This window comes from Streptomyces sp. NPDC026575 (assembly GCF_055567415.1).
In genome coordinates, this window is sequence record NZ_JBVHQM010000003.1 from 92,081 (window position 1) to 116,682 (window position 24,602).

The 24,602-nt window shown below is 69.1% G+C and carries 17 protein-coding genes; 12 read left to right on the top strand and 5 right to left on the bottom strand.

Features of this window, described 5'->3' with window-relative positions:
- Positions 1–12: 12 nt before the first annotated feature.
- From hisG to ACZ4NB_RS04870, 4 genes are all read left to right on the top strand, one after another.
- Positions 13–861 (top strand): ATP phosphoribosyltransferase, encoded by an 849-nt coding sequence (gene hisG / locus ACZ4NB_RS04855; protein WP_384485028.1) that lies wholly within the window; start codon positions 13–15, stop codon positions 859–861.
- Between the two features lie 57 nt (positions 862–918).
- A complete protein-coding gene (locus ACZ4NB_RS04860) occupies positions 919–1,383 on the top strand; it encodes a PH domain-containing protein (RefSeq protein ID WP_467658318.1) in 465 nt (154 codons plus the stop codon).
- Positions 1,384–1,557: 174 nt separating this feature from the next.
- Positions 1,558–2,925, top strand: a complete 1,368-nt coding sequence (locus tag ACZ4NB_RS04865) for a hemolysin family protein (RefSeq protein WP_467658320.1) — start codon at positions 1,558–1,560, stop codon at positions 2,923–2,925.
- Complete coding sequence (locus ACZ4NB_RS04870) at positions 2,922–4,067, top strand: hemolysin family protein (RefSeq protein ID WP_467658321.1); 1,146 nt, start codon at positions 2,922–2,924, stop codon at positions 4,065–4,067. Before ACZ4NB_RS04865 ends, ACZ4NB_RS04870 begins: the two co-directional genes overlap by 4 nt.
- Before the next feature lie 49 nt (positions 4,068–4,116).
- On the opposite strand, the gene ACZ4NB_RS04875 is transcribed toward ACZ4NB_RS04870, so the two are convergent.
- Together ACZ4NB_RS04875 and ACZ4NB_RS04880 are read right to left on the bottom strand one after the other, a co-directional pair.
- Positions 4,117–6,003: an AAA family ATPase gene (locus ACZ4NB_RS04875; protein ID WP_467658322.1), complete on the bottom strand. Its 1,887-nt coding sequence runs from the start codon at positions 6,001–6,003 to the stop codon at positions 4,117–4,119.
- A gap of 474 nt (positions 6,004–6,477) precedes the next feature.
- On the bottom strand, positions 6,478–7,062 hold the full coding sequence (locus ACZ4NB_RS04880) for a uridine kinase family protein (protein ID WP_467658323.1): 585 nt from the start codon (positions 7,060–7,062) through the stop codon (positions 6,478–6,480).
- Positions 7,063–7,302: 240 nt separating this feature from the next.
- Here ACZ4NB_RS04880 and ACZ4NB_RS04885 point away from each other — a divergent pair, with 240 nt between their 5' ends.
- Positions 7,303–8,706: a peptidase C39 family protein gene (locus ACZ4NB_RS04885; RefSeq protein WP_467658324.1), complete on the top strand. Its 1,404-nt coding sequence runs from the start codon at positions 7,303–7,305 to the stop codon at positions 8,704–8,706.
- Here the strand turns inward: ACZ4NB_RS04885 and ACZ4NB_RS04890 are convergent.
- Positions 8,654–9,664, bottom strand: coding sequence for a tyrosine-type recombinase/integrase (locus ACZ4NB_RS04890; RefSeq protein WP_467658326.1), 1,011 nt, complete (start codon positions 9,662–9,664; stop codon positions 8,654–8,656). The two genes, ACZ4NB_RS04885 and ACZ4NB_RS04890, sit on opposite strands and share 53 nt — an antisense overlap.
- A 2,852-nt stretch (positions 9,665–12,516) precedes the next feature.
- On the opposite strand from ACZ4NB_RS04890, the gene ACZ4NB_RS04895 reads away from it, so the two are divergent.
- The 7 genes from ACZ4NB_RS04895 to cas6e all read left to right on the top strand — a co-directional run bounded on the left by ACZ4NB_RS04895 (position 12,517) and on the right by cas6e (position 21,015).
- Positions 12,517–13,218, top strand: a complete 702-nt coding sequence (locus ACZ4NB_RS04895) for a CRISPR-associated endonuclease Cas3'' (protein ID WP_467658645.1) — start codon at positions 12,517–12,519, stop codon at positions 13,216–13,218.
- A gap of 51 nt (positions 13,219–13,269) precedes the next feature.
- Positions 13,270–15,246 (top strand): CRISPR-associated helicase Cas3', encoded by a 1,977-nt coding sequence (cas3, locus tag ACZ4NB_RS04900; RefSeq protein WP_467658327.1) that lies wholly within the window; start codon positions 13,270–13,272, stop codon positions 15,244–15,246.
- A 735-nt stretch (positions 15,247–15,981) separates the two neighbouring features.
- The gene (gene casA, locus ACZ4NB_RS04905; protein ID WP_467658328.1) at positions 15,982–17,688 is read left to right on the top strand and encodes a type I-E CRISPR-associated protein Cse1/CasA; all 1,707 of its coding nucleotides are present in this window, start codon (positions 15,982–15,984) and stop codon (positions 17,686–17,688) included.
- A complete protein-coding gene (gene casB, locus ACZ4NB_RS04910) occupies positions 17,685–18,311 on the top strand; it encodes a type I-E CRISPR-associated protein Cse2/CasB (RefSeq protein ID WP_467658329.1) in 627 nt (208 codons plus the stop codon). The genes casA and casB overlap by 4 nt, the downstream gene beginning before the upstream one ends.
- Before the next feature lie 4 nt (positions 18,312–18,315).
- Positions 18,316–19,503 (top strand): type I-E CRISPR-associated protein Cas7/Cse4/CasC, encoded by a 1,188-nt coding sequence (gene cas7e / locus ACZ4NB_RS04915; protein ID WP_467658331.1) that lies wholly within the window; start codon positions 18,316–18,318, stop codon positions 19,501–19,503.
- Positions 19,500–20,279: a type I-E CRISPR-associated protein Cas5/CasD gene (gene cas5e / locus ACZ4NB_RS04920; RefSeq protein WP_467658333.1), complete on the top strand. Its 780-nt coding sequence runs from the start codon at positions 19,500–19,502 to the stop codon at positions 20,277–20,279. The genes cas7e and cas5e overlap by 4 nt, the downstream gene beginning before the upstream one ends.
- Positions 20,280–20,292: 13 nt before the next feature.
- Positions 20,293–21,015: a type I-E CRISPR-associated protein Cas6/Cse3/CasE gene (gene cas6e / locus ACZ4NB_RS04925; RefSeq protein ID WP_467658334.1), complete on the top strand. Its 723-nt coding sequence runs from the start codon at positions 20,293–20,295 to the stop codon at positions 21,013–21,015.
- Between the two features lie 1,218 nt (positions 21,016–22,233).
- On the opposite strand, the gene ACZ4NB_RS04930 is transcribed toward cas6e, so the two are convergent.
- Positions 22,234–23,112 carry an aminoglycoside phosphotransferase family protein gene (locus ACZ4NB_RS04930; RefSeq protein ID WP_467658335.1) on the bottom strand — a complete coding sequence of 293 codons (879 nt, stop codon included), beginning with the start codon at positions 23,110–23,112 and terminating at the stop codon, positions 22,234–22,236.
- Positions 23,109–24,368 carry a helix-turn-helix domain-containing protein gene (locus ACZ4NB_RS04935; RefSeq protein ID WP_467658336.1) on the bottom strand — a complete coding sequence of 420 codons (1,260 nt, stop codon included), beginning with the start codon at positions 24,366–24,368 and terminating at the stop codon, positions 23,109–23,111. The genes ACZ4NB_RS04930 and ACZ4NB_RS04935 overlap by 4 nt, the downstream gene beginning before the upstream one ends.
- Between the last annotated feature and the right edge of the window lie 234 nt (positions 24,369–24,602).

The window sequence follows — 24,602 nt, forward strand, 5'->3', positions numbered from 1 at the left end:
AACTCATCTCTCATGCTGCGCATCGCTGTCCCCAACAAGGGTTCACTGTCCGAGCCTGCGTCGGCGATGCTCCATGAGGCCGGCTACCGCCAGCGCAAGGACCGCAGGGAACTGGTCCTGGTCGACGCCGAGAACGAGGTCGAGTTCTTCTTCCTGCGCCCGCGCGACATCGCGGTCTACGTCGGCTCCGGAAAGCTCGACATCGGCATCACCGGCCGCGACCTGCTGCTGGACTCCGGAGCCGACGCCGAGGAGATCCTCCAGCTCGGCTTCGCGGGCTCGACGTTCCGCTACGCCACCCGCCCGGGTACCGCCAAGGACGTCAGCGAGTTCGGCGGCATGACGATCGCCACCTCCTTCGCCGGCCTGGTCACCCAGCACCTCGCCGACAACGGCGTGGACGCCTCCGTCGTCCACCTCGACGGCGCGGTGGAGACCGCCATCCAGCTCGGGGTCGCCCAGATCATCGCGGACGTGGTGGAGACCGGCACCACCCTGCGCAACGCCGGTCTGGAGATCATCGGCGAGCCGATCCTGAAGTCCGAGGCCGTGGTCATCCGCGGCACCGGCGCGCCGGACGACGACCCGAAGGTCCGCCAGTTCCTCCGCCGCATGCAGGGCGTCCTGGTGGCCCGCCGCTACGTGATGATGGACTACGACATCCGCGTCGAGCACGTCGAGAAGGCCGTCGCCCTCACGCCCGGTCTGGAGTCGCCGACGGTCTCCCCGCTGCACCACGAGGGCTGGGTCGCGGTCCGCTCGATGGTCCCCTCCAAGGACGCCCAGCGGATCATGGACGAGCTCTACGACCTCGGTGCCCGCGCCATCCTCACCACCGGCATCCACGCCTGCCGGCTGTGACCGGTCCGGCCTGACCGCCCGTACGCACCGACCCGCCCCCGACGGAAGACCGACCACGTGTCCGCGGCCCCTCAGCCTCCTCTGCCCAGCCTCCCGGTGACCTTCCGGCCGACCCGCACCCGGATCGTCCTGTACACCGTCGCCGTCGCCCAGTTCGTCGCCCTTGCGGCCATCGCGCTGGCGCTGCCGAAGCTGAGCGGCGGCGAGCGGTTCAGCTTCGTGGCCACCGGAATGCTGGTGGGGGCCGTCCTCCTGCTGCTCAGCCGCCCCAAGGTGGTCGCGCGGCAGGAGGGCGTCACGGTCGTCAACCTCACCACCAAGCGCGAGCTGGCCTGGGCGCAGATCGTCCGCGTCAACCTCCGGTTGGGCGACCCCTGGGTCCACCTCGACCTCGCCGACGGCACCAGCCTGCCCGCGATGGGAATCCAGCCCGGCATCGCCAGGGACCAGGCCATCCGGGACGCCCGGGCGCTGCGCGACCTCACCGAGAAGCATGGTGCGCTCGACCACACGGCCGGGTGAGCCTGCCCTAATCCGGGTCCCGCTGTTTACTCTGTTCCCCGGGGTGCACCCTGCACCCTGCCCCCCAGTGGGCCCGATGCGACCCGAGGAGTGACTCCCTCCGGCAATGGACGGATCGTCCTGTAGTACCTGCGCCGCCCCTCCCCAACCCCCGCATACCACGGAGGCGGCGGCATGACCGGCCCCCTGCTGCTGCTCGCGGCGGCCCTCGTTCTGATCCTGGCCAACGGATTCTTCGTCGCCGCCGAATTCGGCCTCGTCACCGTCGAGAAGGCGGACGCCGAACGCGCCGCGGCCGACGGCGACCCCCGCGCCCACACCGTCGTCTCCGCACTGCGGGAACTCTCCTTCCAGCTGTCCGGAACCCAACTCGGCATCACGATCACCTCCTTGGTGGTCGGCATGCTCGCCGAGCCGGCGCTGGCCGGCCTGCTGTCCGGCCCGCTGCTCGCGCTCGGCCTGCCCACGGGCGCGGTCCCCGGCATCGCCGTCGTCATCGGGATGCTGCTGGCCTCCGCCGTCCAGATGGTCATCGGCGAGCTGGTGCCCAAGAACTGGGCGGTCTCCAAGCCGCTGCAGGTCGCCCGCTTCGTGGCCGGCCCCCAGCGGGCCTTCTCCCGCTTCTTCCGTCCGGTGATCACGCTGCTGAACACCGTCGCCAACCGCCTCGTGCGGGCCCTGGGCGTGGAGCCCACCGACGAGCTGGCCTCCGCCCGCACCCCCGGCGAACTGGTCTCCCTGGCCCGGCACTCCGCCCGCGCCGGCGCCATCGAGCAGGACACCGCGGACCTCTTCGTGCGCACCCTCTCGCTGGGCGATCTGACCGCGGAGAACGTCATGACGCCGCGCGTACGGGTCAGCGCCCTGCAGGCGACCGCGACCGCCGAGGACGTGGTCAACCTCACCCGCGCCACCGGCCTGTCCCGCTTCCCCGTCTACCACACCCGCCTCGACGAGGTCGTCGGCATGGTGCACCTCAAGGACGCACTGGCCGTCCCGGCGCACGACCGGCTGCGCACACCGGCGGGCCGGATCGCGGTGCCGCCGCTGCTGGTCCCCGAGACGCTGCCGGTGCAGCCGCTGCTGGAGCGGCTGCGCAGCGAACAGCCGATAGCGGTGGTCGTCGACGAGTACGGCGGCACGGCCGGCGTGGTCACGCTGGAGGACATCATCGAGGAGCTGGTCGGCGAGGTCCGCGACGAGCACGACGGGGTGGACCTGCCCGAACTGGGGCAGGCCCCGCCCGAGGAGGGCCGCCCCGCCTGGGACGCCGACGGCGGCTGCCGGGTGGACACCCTGCGGCGGATCGGCCTGGACGCCCCGGAAGGGCCGTACGAGACGGTGGCAGGACTCGTGGCACACATACTCGGCCGGATCCCGGCCCCCGGCGACACCGCGGAGCTCGACGGCTGGCGGCTGCGGGTGCGGCTGGTGTCGCACCACCGCGCCGAGCGGATAAGACTGGTGCAGACCGCTTCGGCCCCGCCCGCCCCGCCCGCCGCCCGTGAGCCCGCCGCGGCCGGTGCGGAGGTGGCCCGATGAGCCTGGCCCAGCTGCTCTTCGCGGTACTGCTCGTCCTCGCCAACGGCTTCTTCGTCGGCGCCGAGTTCGCCCTGGTCTCGGTACGCCGCTCCCAGATCGAACCGCTGGCCACCGAAGGCTCCAAACGGGCCCGGCAGGTGCTGCACGGGCTGGAGAACCTCCCGCAGATGATGGCCGCCGCCCAGTTCGGCATCACCGTCTGCTCCCTGACCCTCGGAGCGGTCGCCGAACCGACCGTCGCCCACCTCCTGGAGCCGCTCTTCGAGGCGGTCCACCTCCCCGCCGCGCTGATCCACCCGCTCGGCTACGTCATAGCCCTCGCGCTGGTGGTCTTCCTCCACCTCGTCATCGGCGAGATGGTGCCCAAGAACCTGGCGATGGCGGCGCCCGAGAAGACCGCCCTGTGGTTCAGCCCCGGGCTGGTGGCCTTCGCCCGGCTGTGCCGCCCGGTGACGGTCTTCCTCGGCGCCTGCGCCCACGGTGTGCTGCGGCTCTTCCGCGTCGAGCCGAAGGACGAGGTCGAGGCGGTCTTCACCAGCGAGCAGCTGACCCATCTCGTCGAGGACTCCGGCCAGGCCGGCCTGCTCGAACCGGCCGAACAGGAGCGCCTCTCCGACGCCCTGGAGCTGGGCAGCCGCCCCGTCACCGACGTCCTCCTCGACCGGGCCGGCCTGGTCACGGTCGATCCGACGGTGACGCCCCGCCAGGTCGAGGAGCTGACCGTGCGCACCGGCTACTCACGCTTCCCGGTCTGCGCGCCCGGCGGTGCGTACATGGGCTATCTGCACGTCAAGGACGTCCTCGACCTGGAGGAGCGCGACCGCGCGGTGCCCCAGCGGGTCTGGCATCCGATGACCACGCTGCGGGCCGAGCTCCCCCTGGACGACGCCCTGACGGCGATGCGCCGCGCCGCCTCCCATCTGGCGGCGGTCGCCGACCCCACCGGCCGGGTCCTCGGCCTGGTCGCCCTGGAGGACGTACTGGAGATGCTGGTCGGCGAGGTCCGCGACCCGTCGCACCGCCAGGCGCCCGCGTCCCGGGGGCGCGGCGAGGCGGCGGGCGCGCGCGAGGCGCAGGGCCGCGTCACCGAGCCCCGCGAGGAGGCCGCGCTGCCGGCGGAGGACCGGGCGCTGGCCGGCTGAGCCGGCGGCAGCGGGTGCCGTCGCGGTGGCAGGGCCGCCGCGACGGCGCTCACCGGCCCGGTGTGTCCGGTCCCCGCCCCGACAGGACCTCGCCGTACGCCTGCATCAGATCCGGCAGCCGCAGGGTCGCCAGATCGTCCCGGGTGGGCGTGCCGCGCCACGTGGACAGCCGCAGATCGCGGTAGGCGCAGCTCTTCTCGTACAGGGTGCGCAGGAAGCGGCCGTTGCCCAGTTCGTCGATCCAGCCCTGGTCGACGACGTGGCCGCTGATGCTGCACAGCTCGTCGCGGGCCTCCTCGTCCCAGCGGTCGCCGTTCTCGGCGGCCAGCACCTCGCCGATGGCGGTCAGCTCCAGCGGCCGGTAGCTCGGGAAGTCGACGCGGCTGGTGAAGCGGGAGGACAGCCCCGGGTTGGCGGCCAGCAGCCGGTCCATGCCCTCCGGGTAGCCCGCCAGGATCACCACGAGCCGGTCGCGGTTGTCCTCGGCGCGCTTGAGCAGCACCTGCAGCGCCTCGTCGCCGTACGCGTCGCCCTTGCTGTAGCCGGAGTTGGACAGGCTGTACGCCTCGTCGACGAACAGCACCCCGCCCAGCGCCGAGTCGATCAGCTCATTCGCCTTGACGGCCGTCTGGCCGAGGAACTCGCCGACCAGATCGGCCCGTTGGGCCTCCACGAGATGGTCGCCGCCGAGCAGCCCCAGCGCGTAGAAGACCCGCCCGAGTATCCGGGCCACGGTGGTCTTGCCGGTGCCGGACGGACCGGAGAAGACGAAGTGTCGTTTCGGCGGCTGCACCGGAAGCCCCTGGCTCGCGCGCAACCGCGCCATCCGCAACTGGGCCGACAGCGCCCGCACATGCCGTTTGACCGGCTCCATGCCGACCATCCGCTCCAGCTCGGCCAGCGCCTTCTCCAGGAGGACCGGGTCGGCGGGCCCGGCGGGCAGGCGCTCGGCGCCGCGCGGGCCGGGCGCCGCCGCCTTGACCCGGGCGGCCGTATCGCCGCCCGCCGGCGGGCCGCCGATCAGCTCGTCGTCCGGTCCCTCCGGCTCGCCGGTCGCCAGCAGCTCCCGGCCGTCGACCGGATCGAGCGGCGCCAGCGGGTCCAGATCCCCGCCGGCCTCCTGGCCGAGCCCGGACGCGGTGACCGCCGCGAGGTCGGCGCCCTCGTCCAGGCCGTCCACCTCGGCGATCGCGGCGAGCCGCGCCGCGGTGTCCATGAACGCCGGGTCGACGCGGTGCACCGCCCGGTAGAGGGGGAGCGCCGCGGCGCTGCGGCCGGTGCCCTCGTGGGCCCGTGCGAGCCAGTAGCGCAGCTCCTTGCGCTGCGGCTGCTCGCTGCGGCAGCGCATCAGCGCGGCGGACAGCAGCGGCTCGGCCTGCCCGTACATCTCCAGCCGCACCCGCGCCATCCCTCCGAAGAGACCGGCCTCGATGCCCAGCACCGGATCGCCCAGCAGCGGCTCGGTGTGCCGTACGAGCTGGTCCCAGTCCTTGACGAGATAGGCCCGGCAGGCGTGCAGAAAGCGCACCTGGGGATCGGTGTCCACCGGCGGGCAGCCGGCCAGCGCCTGGTCCAGCTCGGCGACATGGCGGCCGTCGAGCCAGTGCGAGGCGTGCGCGAGCAGCAGATCCCGCGGGGTCTCCAGCACCGGCTGCACCCACCAGCCCAGCCAGTACCAGGAGTTGAGGGTGCGTCGGTGGCGGCTGCGCATCTCGCCGAACCGGTCCCGGTGCCGATGCATCCTCAGCAGTGCGATGGAGGTGTCGGCGCGCAGCGCGTGCAGCCCGAGCCAGGCGTCGGCCATCGCGGGATCGAGCCGTACCGCGGCCCGGAACTCCTCCTCCGCCTGCGGGTATGCGCCCACGGTGTAGGCGTCGACCGCGCGCAGCCAGGCGAGCTCGGCCGGGGCGGGCGAACCCTGAGTTGCGAAATCCATCCGTCCCCCCACAAAACGTCCCCCGTGTGTGCCGCCGGGCGAGTGCCCACCGCCGCCGTGCGAACCGGCGTGCGGGCGACGGGAGTTGACGTCGTCGCGCACTTCGGTCCCATGGCCTGCGGTGGCACGGACTCGCATCGTACCTGCGGGATCGGTGCAGTCCGTAGAGGGCGGTACGGGGCAAGAGCGGACGACTTGACGCGACTTGACGGCGTGAAGAGTGCGGTGACCCAGGGTGAGGGGGAGGGGACGCAGATCGTCGGCGAGAGGTGATTCAACGCAGAACGAAGCCCCCGATCACGGGGGAACAACCGGGGGCTTCGCATCTGCGGGCGGTCCGTAGAACCGCACATTGAGAACGTAAGTCCTGTACGCCCCCCAGGTCAAGCCGAGTTGGGGCGTTCGGCGGGACCCTGTCGGCGTGTCCGGGGGCGTCGGACGAGGTCTGCTACGGAGCGTGAACTGCGGGGCTGATCACCGGGCGGCAGAAGGCCCCACACGTACCTCGTATCCCAACTCCACCTGGTGCACCAGGAAATCGGCGTAGGGGCGCGAAGGATCGCGCGCGAAGTGCGCGCGCTCCGCCGGAATCCAGCCACTCCAGAAAGCGGAAAGGTCCGGTCCGTCCCGGAGTCGCCCCCTTTCCCATGAGTGCTCGCGCGCCAGTTCCATCCACAGCAGGCAGGCCAGATAGGGCCGCAGCGCCCGCCGGCCCGCCCCGACGCCCTCGATCAGCACCACCGGCGCGGGCGCCAGCGCGCGCTCCTCGGCGAACTCCCCGCGCACCCAGTCGTACACCCCGTACCGCGCCGTCTCGGCCCGGGACAGCGGGTCCAGCACCTGCGTCCGGAACCGCTCGTCCCAGGCGAACAGCTCCTCATGGGTCGCCAGATCGTCGGTGTGCACCACCGGCGCGTCGTCCAGCGCCGCGGCCAGCCGCCCGGCGAAGGTGGTCTTGCCCGACCCCGCGTGCCCGTCCACCGCGATCAGCCGCACCGGCCCGCAGGAGGGCGGCAGGGCGCGCAGTCGGGCGGCGAGCGGGGCCAGGTCACGTTCCATCGCGCCAGCGTACGCCGCGGGCCCCTGCCGCCCGGATGTCAGAGGTCCACTCCAATATTCCTGGCGCGACGCGCGCCGCGGCCGCTTCCGAAGCCCGTCCGGAACGGCAATAGTTGAGCCACTGCCGATCCTGCCCCACGCTCTCCACTCTGTTCGAGCAGGCGAGCCCCCATTGCCCGCCCGCCGTCCCGGCCCGACCCTCGCACCCGATCGCACGCATCCGACTGGGGGACCTCCACCATGACCAGCTCCGCGCCCCGGCGCACCGTCCTTGCCGCCGCGCTCGCCGCCGCGGCGGGCATCGCCGCCCCCCTGGCGCAGGCCGCCGACGAACCGCACAAGGCCGCCGAGGACCCGGCGGAACCGCCCGCCACCACCCCGGACGCCGAAGAGCGCCGACCGAAGAGCCTCGTGGACTACCGCGCCTGGACCACCGCGGCCGACTGGAACGGGGGCACCGGCAAGGGCACCCGCGTCGAGCACGGGGCCCGCCCCGGCGTGCGCATCGCCCGCCCCGCCGGCACCGCCGACTACAAGGACCCGCACACCGGCAGGACCGCAGCCTGGGAGTACGCCACCTGGACCTCCCCGGTGCACACCCTCGCCGTCCCGGCCACCGAGGCCGTCGCCTCCTGGAACGCCCACACCCCGCCCGGCACCTGGATCACCGTCGAACTGCGCGGCACGTACTCCGACGGCGGCAGCACCCCCTGGTACGTCATGGGCCACTGGACCGCCGGCGACACCGACGCCGACATCCGCCGCACCTCCGTCGACGACCAGAAGGACGGCAGGAGCAGCATCTCCACCGACACCTTCGCCGTCGACGACCCGGCCGGCGGCCTCCGCCTGGCCTCCTACCAGCTCCGCCTCACCCTCCACCGCAGGCCCGGCACCACCCTGACCCCCACCGTCTGGCGCCTGGGCGCCATGGCCTCCGCCCTCCCCGACCGCTTCGAGGTCCCGGCTTCCAAGCCCGTCCAGCCGGGCCGCGAACTGCCCGTACCCCGCTACTCCCAGGAGATCCACAAGGGCCAGTACCCGGAGTACGACAACGGCGGCGAGGCATGGTGCAGCCCCACCTCCTCCCAGATGATCATCGAATACTGGGGCCGCAAGCCCACCCAGCAGCAACTCTCCTGGGTCAACCCCGCCTACGCCGACCCCCAGGTCTGCCACGCCGCCCGCTACACCTTCGACTACCAGTACGACGGCTGCGGCAACTGGCCCTTCAACGCCGCCTACGCCGCCACCTACCGGGACCTCCAGAGCCTGGTCACCCGCCTGTCCTCCCTCACCGACGTCGAACGCCTCATCCACGCCGGCATCCCGGTCATCACCTCCCAGTCCTTCCTGAAGACCGAACTCGACGGCGCGGGCTACGGCACCGCCGGCCACCTGATGACCATCATCGGCTTCACCCAGGACGGCGACGTCATCGCCAACGACCCCAACTCACCCGACGACAAGTCGGTCCGCCACATCTACAAGCGACGCCAGTTCGAAAACATCTGGCTGCGGACGAAGCGCCACGACGCAAACGGCCAGGTCAAGAGCGCTACGGGAGGCGTCTGCTACCTCTACTTCCCGGCTAAGCCAGCACCAACTCAGCACCGGGTACTCGCGGAGCTGGGAATTCGCTGAGCATGTGCTCCCCGAAGGTGGCCTCGACGACCTGACGACAGCGCTCACTGCCGTCCAGGGTGAGGTGGCCGTACCGGTCCACCGTGATCTTGATGGAGCTGTGGCCCATCCACCGCGAGACCTCGTGGATGGGCACACCGTTGCTCAGGGTCACGGTGGCCCACTTGTGTCGCAGGTCGTGCGGTGTGTAGTCAGGCAGCCCGAGCCGTTTCAGCGCCCGCCCCCAGGACTTACGGAAAAGGTCGGGATAGATCATGCCTCCGACCTGATTTCGAACGGGTAGCCGTTCGGCAATCGACTCAAGGACGGCGGGCGCCGGTATATCGCGCCACTCTCCCTCCTTACGATGCTTCAGGGGAGCGTAGAGTGCGACGTACTTGCCTGCGGAATTCTTGATACGCAGGACCTGCCGACGGCAACGCAACGTGCCGTCGACGATGTCCTCTGGAAAGACTCCCAACGACTCTCCGATACGCAATCCGCAACATGCCATGAGCCACACCGCAGGCTCCAGACGTGGACCAATCTCGTGGGCCAGGGCTGCAATCTCATCGAAGTCGGGAAGCGCCCTCTCATCCACTTGCCTGGTTGGGTTGGCGGGCTTCTCAGCCAGCCGGACCGGATTCTCGCGGATCCTCTTGTGGCGAACCGCGTGAGAGAACATCCCTGACAGGGCAATGCGGCGGGACTCTATGGTATTGGGCATCGCGCCCTGCTGGCGCCAGTGCGCGTACAGCTTCTCCACATCCGCCGCGGTGACCTGGGAGATAGTCTTCCTCCCCAGCTGCGGCAGGACATGAAGGCGCATGATGCGCTCATACGACTCCTCCGTGCCGGCCGTCATGGGCTTCAGAGCGATCCAATCGGCCGCATAGCGCCGCACCGAAACCTTGCCAGCAGCAGGATCGACGTAGCTGTTCTCCCGCTTGTCGTTCTCGACCTTGGTGGAGAAATCCACTGCGTCCTTCTTGCGGTCGAACGACTTCTCACGTTGCCGAGCGCTCCGTCCACCTGGCTCCCGGTACCGTACGAGCCATCGCTTGCCGAGCGCACCAGCGCCTTTGTCTACGACCGTCGCCAAAGCCACACCAATTCATCCGAGTGTCACCGACGGGTCTTCCCGCCAGGGGTGTGCTGTTGTAGCTCGAAATTCCGGCCGCGCCAAATGTGGTCTGGGATTGAAGGTTTGGCGGCGCGGGAACTCGGGAGAGGGTGTATGTTGCAGCCCATTCGATGGGGGTGTCGAGTCCGCAATGCGTGGCCTCCCATGTTTGGCCTGGTCAGCCGACGGCGTGGCTGGGAGCCCTGGCGAGAGGCCCAGGTCATGCCGCAGATGTCGATGGTCGAGCTGTACCCGGCGTACAGGCCGACTCGTCCGCCGCCACCTGGGACTTTGCCTTGGAAGGGGCCTCTGACCTGCGTCGGAGGCCCCTTTCCGATCTTTCAAGCACTTGCCGTCTTACGTAGCCGAAAGTCCCTCGAAAGTCCCTCTGGCAGAGCTGAAAGTCCCTGAAAAGTCCCAGAGGCGGGCGGTCATCGGAGGCTTATGGAGGTACCCATGCTGATGATGTAGTTGGGTACTGGTCAAGGCGCTGCTCCGCTGGGAGCGGTAGCGGATAGGTCTGTCGGCGGGATCTCCGCGTTCGCGGAGCGGACCTGCACATCAACCCCGTCAAGAACCGCGAGGGCGGAGCATCTCCGCAGACGTGGAGCAGACCAGAAGATCGTGTAGGGAACGGGCTACGGCATCGGAGCATCTCCGCGTTCGCGGAGCAGATAGTTTTGCCTCAGAGTGGGAGCTGACCACCGCCGGAACATTTCCGCGTACACGGAGCGGACCTGCGCCATCAGCCGGCCGACCCGATGGATGCCGGAGCACCTACGCGTATGCAGAGCGGAAGTCATCCCGGTGTTGACCGTGGCGCCGGTGAACGGAGCATCTCCGCTTGCGCGGAGCGGACGGCACAGTGGCCCAACTATTCATACCGCCCACCGGAGCAACTCCACCTGCGCGGAGCGAATGCGGACAGGAAGGGAGGCGGCGACCTGGAGCCCGGCACATCTCCGCCTGCGCGGAGCGGACAGTGAGGCCATCGACCCGGAGGCCGCTTACGCCGGTGTATCTCCGCCTGCGCAGAGTGGACTGTGCCAGCAGCACTCGGCGGCGGCGCTACTGGTGCATCTCCGGCTGCGCGGAGCAAACTCTCCGAGCTGGCGGGCCGTCCACGCGGCGGCCGGTGCATCTCCGCCTGCGCGGAGCGAACATGAGAGGCACCGCGCTGAACGCCCGCGAGGACGGAACATCTCCGCGTGAGCGGAGCGGACGGCGATGCAGGAGAGTTCCCCACCCGCGTCCACGGAACATCTCCACGTTTGCGGAGCGGACGCTTTCGCGAGGGTCGCCACCATGTGCGTGTGGGGAGTATCTCCGCCTGCGCGGAGCGGACGCGCCGCTGAACAGGTCACGTGGGTTGACGCCCGGAGCATCTCCGCCTGCGCAGAGCGGACCCGGGCAGCTACCGCCCCTACGGGGCGCCGGACGGCACATCTCCGCGGGCGCGGCGCGGACTGACACCATAGCGTTCGGCCACCTGCACCATGCGGCGCATCTCCGCTGGTGTGGAGCGGGCCTCCACGAGTGGGTCGACATTCTCGACGAGCACGGCGCATTCTCCACCTACGCGGAGCGGACAAGCCCCGCGGCTTCGCGATCCTCACCGGCGAAGGATCATCTCCGGCCTGCGCAGAGCGAACTTGTGCCCAGCGCGCCAGATGCCCGGGTCAGCCAGATCATCTCCGCCTGTGCGGAGCGAACATGATCGCGTGGATCGAGGAGGCCGCGAAGTTCGGCATATCTCCGTCTGCGCGGAGCACCCGTCCACACGTAGAAACCCAGCCCAGGGGCGTACGGCACATCTCCACCTGCGCGGAGCGGACCTGCAGCGGCGGACCGCCCAGGTGGCCATGGCCGGCACATCTCCGCCTGTGCGGAGCGGACCGATGGTGGCCATCATCGTGCTGGCCATGGGCGGCACATCTCCGCTTGCGCGGAGCGGACTGTCGGCGTCTTCGGGGCTCCCGCAGGAGCGGCGGTACATTTCCGCCTGTGCGGTGCGAACGACGATGTTGAATGCTGCGGCATCGTCACCGACGGCGCATCTCCGTTTGCGCGGAGCGGACCGAATGGGTCGCTGCTCGCCCTCCTAGTCGGTCGGCGCAACTCCGCCTGTGCGGGAGCGGACCTGTGCGCGTACGCCCCGAACGGGCGGCGGCGCGGTGCATCTCCGGCGGCGGAGCGGACATGGTGGATGCCGCGAAAACGATCGCATACTGCGGTGCATCTCCGCCTGCGCGGAGCGGACAAGGGCACTCCCCATGTACGACCACAGTAAGGCGGCACATCTCCGTCTGCGCGGAGCGGACGGCTTTCTGGCCCACCAGCCCATTACGGCGGTCGGTACATCTCCGCCTGTGCGGAAGGGACATGGAGGAGGCCGCGCGCCTGGAGCTGAAGAACGGCTCATCTCCGCCTGCGCGGAGCGGACAGCTGGTAGAGCGTCCCCATGGACAGCGGGCGCGGCTCATCTCCGCCTGCGCGGAGCGGACACTTCACGGCCTGCGCTTTTGTGGGGGCTTTGCTGTGTCGTTATCAAGGTGCGTGTGGTTCTGTGCCGAGTGCTGCGGGGCATCGGCTGGCTTGTTCACGGTAGCGCTGCCTGCGGGCCTGGTTGCCACGCGTGGTCCCTTCGAGGGCGGATTGTCAGTGGTGGCCGGTAGGACTGTGGGGAGTCTGGGAGGAGGCCGGCATTGGTGGTTTCGGAGTTGGCGCGGCTGTTGTGGGCGAAGACATGGCGTAAGGGGTGGGGGCGGGAGGTACCTCCTGGTGCGCCGTGGCATTCGCTGATCGCGCATGGGTGGGACAGCGGGCATGCAGGGGGATGGCTGTGGGATCACCTGCTGGCGGAGCGGGTACGAAGGCTTCTGGCCGACGATCTGGGCGGGTGCAGGGAGTCGGCTCGGGCGCGCTTGTCGTGGCTGGCGGCTGATCACGACCTGGGTAAGGCGACGCCTCCCTTCGCCGGGTTGGATGTGCAGCGACGTGCTGACCTGGTGGCCGCGGGTCTGACCGTCGACCTGTCCGTGAAGGGTGTGCTCCCGCACGGATGGTTGTCCGGGCGCCTGGTGTACGAGTTCCTCTGCGATGAGGGTTGGGATCCTGCGGCAGCCGAGTTCGTGGCCCTGACCTTGGCCGGACATCACGGCATCTTCCCCGGTGTCGGCTGGCTGGGGGACAGGGTGAAGCCGAAGCGTCGTGGGACGGGGGCGTGGAAGCCGTTGCAGGCCGAGGTCCACGAGGCGGCCGTTGTGGGGAGCGGAGCGGCGCCGTACCAGGGGGAGTGGAGCAAGAGCCTGCCGTCGGTGGCGGCGCAGTTGGTGCAGGCCGGCGCGGTGACCTTGGCGGACTGGCTGGCCAGCAACGAGGATCTCTTCCCCTACGAGGGCCGGCTGTAGGACGGCTACCTGGACACATCCGCGTCCCGTGTGGGGCGCGCAGGCGAGGTCATGGGCGTACGGGCGGCCTGGACGCCGGACTCCGGCAGTGCCCGGATGGGCGCCCAGGGGCTGTTCGGCTCACGCTTCGGGGTAGCGGCGCCGCGGGATGTGCAGACGACGGTTTATGACCTGGCGTGTTCGGTGACCGGGCCGGGACTGATACTGATCGAGGCGCCGATGGGGGAGGGCAAGACCGAGGCAGCTCTGGGGGCTGCGGAGGTGCTTGCTGCCCGCCTGGGTGCTAACGGCGTCTTCTTCGGTCTTCCGACGCAGGCTACGGCGAACCAGATTTTCCGCCGGGTGCTGAAGTGGCTGGAGCGGCAGGGTGCCGATACGACGGTGGCCCTTGCGCATGGCAAGGCGGCCCGGCAGGAGGACTACCAGGCGCTGCTGCATGCCGCTGCGGGGGCCGACGAGTGTGGTGGGGGCGCGGTCGGCTCGAAGTGGATTCTTGGTCGCTATCGGGCGCTACTGGCGCCAGTGGTGGTTGCCACCGCCGACCAGCTGCTGCTGGCGGGCCTGGCTTCGCGTTACGTGTCGGTGCGGATGCTGGGTCTTGCCGGCAAGGTCGTGGTCCTGGACGAGGTGCACGCCTACGACGCGTACATGTCGGGACTGCTGCACGGCGTGCTGGCATGGCTGGGGGCCTGCGGCGTGCCGGTGGTCCTGCTGTCGGCGACGCTCCCGGCCAAGCAGCGCGCTGAACTGGTACAGGCGTATGCCGGGCGGCCTGCGGAGCTGAAGGAGGATGCTGCCTATCCGCGTCTGACCTGGGTGGACGCGCCCGGTCCGGTGGGCGAGGGGGAGGTGCCTCGGGTCGTTGCGGCGGCGACGGACCGCCGTCTGCCGGTGAAGGTGACGATGCTGCCGGAGTCGGACGTGAGCATGGTCGCCGACGAGGCGAAGAGGCTGCTGGCGGACGGGGGCTGCCTGCTGGTCATCCGCAACATGGTCGCCCGCGCACAGGAACTGGCTGAGCAGCTGAGGCAGGCGTTGGGCGATGAGGCGGTCACGCTCATGCATGCCCGGTTCACGGTGGCCGACCGCCGACGCCTGGAGAACATGCTGGTGGAGCAGTTCGGGCCCGGGGGTACGCGGCCGATGCCGCACGTCGTGGTGGCCACCCAGGTGGTCGAGCAGTCGCTAGATGTCTCCTTCGACGCGCTGATCACCGACTTGTGCCCGATCGACCTGCTGTTCCAGCGGATCGGCCGCGAACACCGCCATCCAGCCATCAACCGGTCGACGTTGATGAAGGAGGCTCAGGTCGTGGTGACGGGTTTCCAGGACCGCCCGGACGCGCCTCCGCAGGTGCCCGGAGGATCGCGCACGGTCTACGGGGAGCATCTGCTGTGGCGTACCGCGGCGGCACTTCGCAACTACGCGACACTGGAGCTGCCCGGGGATATCCCGACGCTCGTTAACCGCGTCTATGGCACCGAGGCGCTGGGGCCGGACTCCTGGCAGGAGGAGCTGGCCGCCGCTGCACGGGCGGATGAGGACAAACGGGAGCGGATGGCCGACCAGGCCCGGCACATTGCGCTGAAGAATCCGCACGAGGTGGAAACCCTCGCGGAGTTGCACGATGTCGGTGCGCTCAGTGGCGATGACGACGAGAACACGCCACAGGTGCAGTCGTTGGTCCGGCTTGGGCAGCCGTCGTTGGAGGTTATCTTGTTGCGCGCCGGAGACACGGACGGGACGGCATTCCCCGTCTCTCAGGGTGCAGATGCGCCGGTGTCGTTGGACCGGCTGCCAGATGCGGCGATGGTCGAGACGGTCCTGGATCAGGCGATCCGGCTTCCGGGCTGGTCTGAGAAGCTGACGGATGCAGCCCAGGAGGCCGCTTTCACGCCAGCAGCGTGGAAGGACTCCGCCTGGCTCGGCTCGGCCCGAGTCCTGCTGCTGCCCGCCGACGGTCGGCCTTTGCGGCTGGGAGGACAGAGTCTCACGTACTGCTCGCGCGAGGGCCTCACGGTTGTTTGACCAACAATGCCCCGAGATGCAGGAAGGTTCGATGGCCTTCGCTCGTGCGTGGACGAGGGCGTAGGGGACGGTCCGCGCGGGTGATCTCCGCGTGCGCGGAGCGAAATGTGCAACTTACCCGAGTCGGACCTCTGAATAAGGAGCATCTCCGCGTGCGCGGAGCGAACGCACGGGCTCAATCCTAACCGGCATGCCACCAGGGCCTTCGGTTTCGGCCACGTGGAGTAAGTCCAGCCAAGTTGCTGCCGGTTGGGCTGGTGCGAGCGGGCCGCGGTGCTCGACTCGCTACGCTCCTTCCAAGTATTCAGAGGTTCGAGCTGGGTGGCTATCCACCCGGCATCGACGCAACGAGGAGGTTCCATGAATCGACAGCCACCGCCGCCTGCCGGGATGACTGCGCAGCGGGCAGTAGTGGGGGTCCGAGGGCTGGTCATTCTGCTCCTGGCAGGTGGCGCTGGTGCCCTGACTGCCCAATCGTGGGGCCTGGGCGCTGGCCTCACCTCCACCGTCGTCTCGATCGGCTCTCTGCACCGGTGGTTGGGCGAATAGAGCTGGTGCCTCGTAGCTGCCGTTGAGGGTCACCTTCGTGGCGCTCAACGGCACAGCCGTGCGCACAGGTCAGATTTGTCAAGGTCAGCGTGTGTTGTCAGTGGGGGGCTGTAGGTATGGAGTCGGAGCCGGGCACCAACCGCTGTGCGGCGCCGGTGACTCGTCATGCCTACGTGGTGGAGCGTTATGGAATTCAATCTGGTCGACGACGACTGGCTCCCGGTCGTCTTCACGGACGGCAGCACGGGGGAGGTCTCCCTGCGCGAGGTGCTGGTGCGCGCCTACGAGGTACGTACCCTGGCCCTCGACGTACCGTCTCAAGTTCCCCCTGTGGTACGGATGTTGCTCGCCGTCGTGCACCGTGCTCTTGATGGGCCGGCGGATGAGAAGCAGTGGCAGACCTGGTGGGACACGGCCGCCTTCAGCGAGACGGCGATCAACGCCTATATGGATGAGCACCGTTCACGGTTCGGGCTGTTCGACGCGCAGGCGCCGTTTATGCAGGGCGGTGGGCTGCAGGCGCTGAACGGAAAGACGAAGACCGCGGCCCTGCTGGTCCCACACGTGGCCAGCGGCAACAACGTGCCCCTGTTCTCCGCCGAACGCGACGCCCGGCCCGATGCGTTGAGCCCGGCGCAGGCGGCGCGGTGGCTGCTGCACGCCCACGCCTGGGACACCGCGGCGATCAAGACCGGCGCTGTGGGCGACAAAATGGCCAAGGCCGGAAAGACGACCGGCAACCCTGTCGGAGCGCTGGGCCAGCTGGGCGTGATCATGCCCATGGGTCCGACCCTGTGGCACACCCTCATGTGCAACCTACTGCCGACCACGGCAGTGGCCGGGGGCGATCTGCCGGTGTGGGAGCGCCCACCGTTGACGGGCCAGTGGGCGGAGCGGATGCCCAAGGGACGGCTGGAGCTGTACACCTGGCCCGCGCGCCGCATCCGCCTGATCCCCGAGCCGGACGCCGAGGTGCCCGGTGGGATCGCGGTGCGGCAGGTGGTGGTGTGCGGCGGGGACCGGATCGCGCTCAGCACCGGGCAGGAGCTGCGCGGCTGGATGAGCAGCGAGCCGCACTCGGCGTGGAAGCGCAGCGAGAACCTGGAGCGCAAGCGCAAGTTCCCTCTCGTGTACTGGCCGGTGCGCCACCGCGTCGAGCGGCAGCTGTGGCGCGGGCTCGCTCCCCTGCTGGCCCGAGCCGAGCTGCCGTCCACCGCGGCTGCGAAAGACGCGCCCACACTGCGGGGGCCTGCCGTTCTGGCCCAACTCGGCACCCGTGAGCGGCTGTCGGCGCTGAAGGGGATGCCGCTGCGGGTCCTGGCGGTCGGCTTCGAATACGGCAACCAGAGCGCGGTGATCGACGAAGCGTACGGCGATGAGCTGCCGCTGCCCATCGCCGTTCTCTCAGCCCAGGACGACGACTGGCGCAACGCCGTACTGGACGCCGTGGCGGCAGCGGAGGGCGCTGTACGGGCCCTGGCATATCTGGCGGAGAACCTCGCGGTGGCATCGGGCTGCCGCCGCTCGGAAGAGGGCTTGCTGGCCAGCCACCGTGAACGAGCCCGCGAGACGGCCTACGCCGAGCTGGACGCCCCCTTCAGGCGCTGGCTCGCCTCCCTGACCGACGACGCCGACCCGGACCAGGCTCTGGACCGATGGGCACACGAGGTGCAGCAGATCATCCGCAGCCAGGCCCGCGAACTACTCGCCTCCGTCTCCCCGGCCGCCTTCCACGGCCAGGCATCGGGCGAGGGCGATGACGCCCAGGTCATGGACGCCTTCCTCGCCGAGATCTTCTTCCACCACGCCCTGCACAAGGCCCTGAGCGAACTCTTCGCCACCGACACCGATGGCCCCGACGACGATCCCACCGATCTGGAGCACCCCGAATGACCACCACCACCGCCGCTGAGCGGCGCACAGAGAGCGACCCGCCTGCCTGGCACACCCGCCTCGCCGAGCAGCTCAAGAAGATCGACCGCGACCCTGCCCTGGCCGCGGCGTGCCGACGTGGCCGCAACACCGAGCCGCTGGACGAAATCGACATGCACGCGCCGATCACCTACGTGCTGGAAGGCGACGAGGACACCACGCTCTCGGAGTACGTCCCCCTCGGGCAGCGCGAGGCCGTGACCGCGGCCGTGCACCACAGCCTGGCGCTCTACGCCTGCCACATGCAGTCGAAGTCCGCCCCCATGCACCGGCGCGGCATCTCCCTGGGTACCGCCGCCCGCAAACTCCAGACGGCGATGCCTTCCAAAGACGGCGCCGCCCAACGCTTCCGCGCCGCGCTCGGTGCCGACTCCATGACCGAACTCACCAGCCACCTACGGTTCTTGGTCTCGCTGCTGCGCACCTATGACATCGCGCTGGACTACGTCGCCCTCGCCGACGGCCTTGCGATCTGGGAGCAGCCCGCACGACGCCGGGGACTGGTACGCCACTGGGGGATGGACTTCCGCCGCACCCCACCCAAGACCACCGACAGCAACGCGACCGAATCGCCCAAGGAGTAGCACCATGGCCTTCCTCGACATCCACATCCTGCAGAACGTTCCGCCCTCCAACGTCAACCGTGATCAGGACGGCAGCCCCAAGACCGCCCGTTTCGGTGGCGTCAAGCGCGCCCGCGTCTCCTCCCAGGCATGGAAGCGCGCCACCCGCACCGCCTTCGAGGCCGACGGAGCCCTCGCGGGCGAGGACGCCGTCCGCACCCGCCACCTGCCCCAGATGATTGCCGACCAGCTCGCCGAGCGCGTGCCAGACCTCAAAGGCAAGGCCGACGCCATCGGCATGGCAGCAGCCACCGCGATGTTCAAGGTCGCCGCGAAGAAGCCCAAGAAGAAGGGCGAGGACGGCAAGCCGGTCGAGGAGCGCCCGGTCACCGAATACCTGCTCTTCCTCGGCCGCACCCAGATCAACAAGGTCGTCAACACACTCGCCGCACACACACAAGCGCTGGCCGACGCGAATACCGACAAGGATCTGGCCGACCTCGTGGCCGGGCTGGGCCTCAAGGAGCTGGGAGTGACGGCCCACCCCGGTTCTGTGGCCCTGTTCGGACGGATGGTCGCCAACTCCCCCGACACCGGCGTGGATGCCGGCTGCCAGGTCGCGCACGCCATCTCCACCCACGAGGCCATCACAGAATTCGACTACTTCACCGCCGTCGACGACGAGCAGAACGACGACAACAAAGGCGCCGGCATGATCGGCTCGCTCGAATTTAACTCCGCCACCCTCTACCGCTACGCCACCATCGACCTGCGCACCCTGCACAGCAACCACGACAAGCACGACGAGAGCACCCTGAAGTCCGCGCTCGGCTTCATCCGCGCCTTCGCCACCAGCATGCCCACCGGCAAGGCCAACACCTTCGCCCACCACACCCGGCCCGAAGTCATCGTCCTGAGCCTGCGCAAGGACCGCCCCGTCAGCCACATCGACGCCTTCGAACGCCCCGTCCCGCGCACCAGCGAGGGATACCTCGCAGCCTCCGCCACCGCACTCTTCACCCACATCGCCGACGCAGACGAGCAGTGGGGCAACACCCCGGCCTGGACCGCCGCCATCTACCCCTCCGCCCTGGCACACCAGCCCACCGACGGCAACGATTCGAAGCTCCCGCAGCGCGTCACCTGGAAGAGGGCCCTCGAGCAGGTGGAAGAGGCTCTGGCGAAGGCCCTCGCGGAGGCGCAGGCGAAGTGAGCGTCCTGACCATGCGGCTGGCCGGGCCGCTGCAGTCCTGGGCAGTCAACAGCCGGCACAACATCCGCACCACCCTGCCCTACCCCAGCAAGTCCGGCATCGTCGGACTCCTGGCCGCCTCCTGCGGCATCCCACGCGACGGCACCCCCTCACAAACCACCGACGTCACCCTGGCGCAGCTGGCCGCCCTGCGCCTGGCGGTCCGCGCCGACCAGCCCGGACAACTGCTGGTCGACTACCACACCGTAAGCGGCGCCTCCCACGCCCCGACCGAACCAGCACACCAACGCCTGCCCACCGCAGACGACGGAAGCCTGCAGGTCAAAGACTCCACGAAGATCACCCGCCGGCACTACCGCACCGACGCCGTCTTCACCGCCTACCTCGAAGGCGACCCCGACCTGCTAACCAAAGCCGCCTACGCCCTGCGCCGACCCCGCTTCCCGCTCTTCCTCGGGCGCCGCTCCTGCCCACCCAGCAAACCCCTCTTCATCAGCGTCGAGCACGACAGCGACCTCGACCACGCCCTGCGCACCACCACCTGGCAAGCCGGCGCACACGAGATCGCCCGCCACCGCGCACGGGGACAGTCCAGCGTCCTCCTGGACACGGTCACCGAGGACCCTGCCGGCACCGACGTCCTCCAAGACCAGCCTCTGGCCTCCGCGCCGCCCTTCCGCCACCGCTACACCGAACGCCCCATCCGGCACGGGCACATCACCCTGCCCCTGTCACCGGAATCCACCACACATGACCCCTTCGACCTGCTCGGCTGACAGGACCGCCCCTATGTACCTCACCCGCGCCTACCTCAACCCCCGCCGCCAAGGCGCCATCAAACTCCTCGGCAACCCCCGCGCCCTCCACGCCCTGATCATGGGCTGCTTCCCCGACCAACCGCCCACACCCCCCGGCCAGACACCCCCACGCGTCCTGTGGCGCCTGGACGCCGACGACGTCCGCCGCCCGGTCCTGTGGACCGTCTCACCCACCCGCCCCGACTACACCCAGCTCATCGAAGACGCCGGCTGGCCCGCCGCCCAGACCCCGCAATGGGAAAGCAAGCCCTACACCCCCCTCCTCGACCGCATCGAAACAGGACAGCGCTACGCCTTCCGCCTCACCGCATCCCCCACCTACCGCACAGCGTCACCCGCACCCGACCAACGCGGACGCCGCCTACCCCACACCACCGCACGCCACCAACTGCGCTGGCTCACCGACAAAGCCCCCAAACACGGCTTCACCATCCCCCCAGCAGGCAGTCCCGACGACCTCGGCCCCGACGGCGAAGTCCCCCTCCAGCTCCAGCTCCGCCACCGCGGCAAGAACACCTTCAGCAAACACGACCACCACGACAAACCCATCCGCGTCGCCCTCACCACCGCCACCTACGAAGGAGCACTCGACGTCACCAACCCCCAAGCCCTCCGCACCCTTCTCACCACCGGCATCGGACAAGGCCGCGCCTACGGCTGCGGACTCCTCACCCTCGCCCCCCTCAAGAAGTAAAGAACAGGCAAGGTGCTCCCAACAGCGCAGGTCGCGAAGGGTCCGCTCCGCGTACACGGAGATGCTCCGCGGTCGGCAACCCTCCTGGCTAAGGAGGTGAGGTCCGCTCCGCGTACGCGGAGATGCTCCGATGAGACAGAGCGCGAGTCGGCTGATGCGGAGGTCCGCTCCGCGTACGCGGAGATGCTCCGGCCATCGCCAGCACGACTATCGCCATGATGAGGTCCGCTCCGCGTACGCGGAGATGCTCCGCCGTATCTGGTCGGGCACCAGGAGTTCGCTGCGTCTGCTCCGCGTACGGCGGAGATGCTCCGCCGGCCTTCAACTGGATGGCCGACAACGTGAAGTCTGCTCCGCGTACGCGGAGATGCTCCGTACAAGTTCTGGGGTACCTCACTGGAGGGGACGTCTGCTCCGCGTCCGCGGAGATCCTCCGACGATTACGTGTCCGTCGCCCGGCACGATGTTGTCCGCTCTGCGTGTGTGGAGATGCTCCGATGCCGGGCTCGTGGTTCCGGGTGTGGTGCAAATCTGCTCCGCGTCCGCGGAGATGCTCCGAGGATCGCCGAGGTTCAGCGGAGCAACCAGGGTCTGCTCCGCGTATGCGGAGGTGCTCCGCATCAGAAGATGTTGTTCGCTCAGTCCAAGTGGTCTGCTCCGCGTGGGCGGAGATGCGCCGAACGTCGGCACATGGGTCGACATCACCTCGGTGTTCGCTCCGCGAACGTGGAGATGCTCCAATCATCACGGGGGCACAGCATACGGGCCGGGTCCGCTCCGCGACCGCGGAGATGTTCCGGTGTGCTCCCCTATGGCGATGTCGTTGCCGATGTCTGCTCTGCGAACATGGAGATGTTCCGGCAGCCGGGAATCCGTCCTTGGCATCGGGCCGTCTGCTCCGCGTACGCGGAGATGCTCCGGCTGGTGTCTCCAGGGGGTCGAACCCGAAGCTGTCCGCTCCGCATCCGCGGAGATGCTCCGAAGTCCGGGTTCGGGCCGTTCGCGGTGGCCAATTCCCCTCCGCGGCCGCGGAGCTGCTTCGTCGCGCGCGACCTCGCCGACCGTATGCCCAACGGCCTGCTCCGCGTTGGCAGGGGCGGGCGCCGGGGGGTCCGGATGCGCTGCATAGCAGCACGTCATGGTCTGGGCGAAAGCTCGCTAAGAGGCAGTGCAACACCTGCCGCTCTGGCCGCCTCTGGGTCGGGGACGGCTTCTCAGTCAGTGGATGACCCAGCTCTTCGCATGGTCCCCGTATTTGAGAGTGTCGAGTCGGAAGGCGAGCTGGGCCGTCGCATCAAGGTCTCCCGTGTTGGCGCGCCGGATGAACGAGCCGAGCGTGTGAAGGTCCCGTAGCTCCGTGAGCACCACGAGCCCTGGCCAGTCGGCAAGGTCGTAGCCGTAGGCGTCGGAGAAGGCGCGGAGCTGGGTTGCAGTGCGCCCGAAACGGACGCCCTGGAAAGTGTTGGCAAGGTCAACCTCGCGGGGGCCGATCGCTGCTTCGTCCCAGTCGCCGAGCCTGGCAGCGGTACCGTCCCAGAGCGTGTTGCCCGGGTAGGCGTCGCCGTGGACCAAACCCTGGCCGAGGGGGAAGTCGAGGTGCGCGTAAGCGTCAAGGAGATCGACGGAACGGCCCAGTATCCACTCGCGATCGCTGGGTGCAAGGACGGCGCTGGACTCGACGACGGGGCGCAGAGCCATGTGAGGCCGATAGGCCGGCAGCTGGATCGGGGGATCGGGGAGCTGGTGGAGTCTGCTGAGCAGACGACCGAGGTGTTCCGGGCCAGGGAGAGAGCCATCGGGCTGCGGGTAGTGCCGCCAAACGCTGATCACGTATCTGTCAACGTCCAACGGCTGCGGTACATCGAGCGGCTCGGTCACCTCAAGGCCCTGGCCAGCCAGCCAGTGGGTGAGGGCAACGGCCCGTTGAATCGGGCCACGCTGTCCGCTCCGGCTGACCCGGACCACGGCGTCGGCATGAGGAAGTAGATAAACCGAGGTGGCGTGGGTACGCAGGGGCGAGATGTCACGCGCCGAAAGTCCCCAGACCGTGCATGCCTGTTGAGCGGCGCCTTGGGGCGTGAGAGATGTTGTGGTCATCGCTCCGACCGTAGCGCGGCTGTGCCGTCGATGACCTGGTAGCCGTGAATCAGATCGGCCAGCTGTCGGATGGTCCGGTTGCCCTTGAGATCGGTGCGGCGGATGAGGCCGCCGAGACGATCCATGGCGCTGCCGAGCTGGCGGATGCGCATCTGCGGGGGCAGGTCCAGGACGTGCTGGAGGGCGGTCGTGGCCCCGTCGGGGTCTCCTTGGAGGATGCCGGCGGTGATCAGATCGATGTGGGCCAGGGCTTCGTCCCCGTAGGAGCGTTCCTCTGTCGGTCCGCTGCGGTACGCGGTGATGGCGGCGGTGGCGTGGTGGCGTGCCTGTTCGTGTTTCCCGAGGAGTGTGTAGGTGCTGCCGAGGTAGTAGTCCTGCTTGGCTAGGGGGAAGGTCAGCAGGCCGCCGAATTGTTCGACCTCGTCGTGGAGCGGGGTCTCCTCCCTGGCCTGCTGCATCCGGTCGAGTGCGGCCAGCGACAGCTCATGATCGCCGATCCGGGCTGCCGTGCGGGCCTCGATCGCAGCGATACGGATGCGGGCCTCGCCGGCTGGAGCGAGCCGGGCCGCCTGTTCCGTCAGCTTCAGGGCCATCCGGTTCTGTGGCGACCACTCGGCGATCAGTGCCGCCGTGCCGGCAGTCCACGCGCGGAGTCCCGTGTGATCTGCCTGCTCGGCACACAGGCGGGTGGTACGGATCTGCGCCATCGCGGACGCCGCTTCACCGAGGTTCTGCGAGGCATGCGCGAGTAGCAGGCACGCCGTACCGGTGAGCATGAACAGCTCGCGGCTCTGTTGGGGGTGTTGGCGGCCTTGTAGCCGGTCGAAGAGTTCGTCGCGTACCGCGACTAGATCGGTGAAGAGCGGGAGCAGTGGCGCGTGGACGTAGTCGGTAGCGATGCGGGCGAGAGCGAATCCGAACTGCTCAAGTTCATCCGAGCTGACGTTGCTGGGGGAAATGATGTCGGCGAACACACGCGAAGATTGTGCTGCCCCGGTAGCGAGCGAGCGCAATTGGGCCGTGTCATCGGGACATGAGTCAGGCTCCGGTGCTTCGCGCATAGGCGGATTGTTGGAAGCGACCGGACGGAGTTCTTCCGGCACCTCCAGAGCGTCCAGGAACGACTGGGTCTTGTCGAGGCGTGTGAGGCGCCGGGCTCCGGATTCGAGCTGGGAGAGATAGCCCTGGCTGAGGCCAGTGAGGCGAGCGAGATCGTCCTGCCGCAACCCGGTGCCTTGCCGCAGCAGACGGCTCACCCGCCCGAAGTCCATTAACCGTAGGGCTTCTTGAATACCGGCGTCTGACCAGACGTGGGTTGGAATGGAGGGTGGCTCAGGTGCTGCTGTTGAGGTGGGGATGCTTCGTGCACACGCTCCGCACAGTTCGCGATCGTCCGGGTTGTAGCGGCTGAGTCGGCACCCGCACTTCATGCAACGCCTCTCACCGCTCACTGCCCCTCCCGACCATGCCGACGCCCCATGTGGACGCTG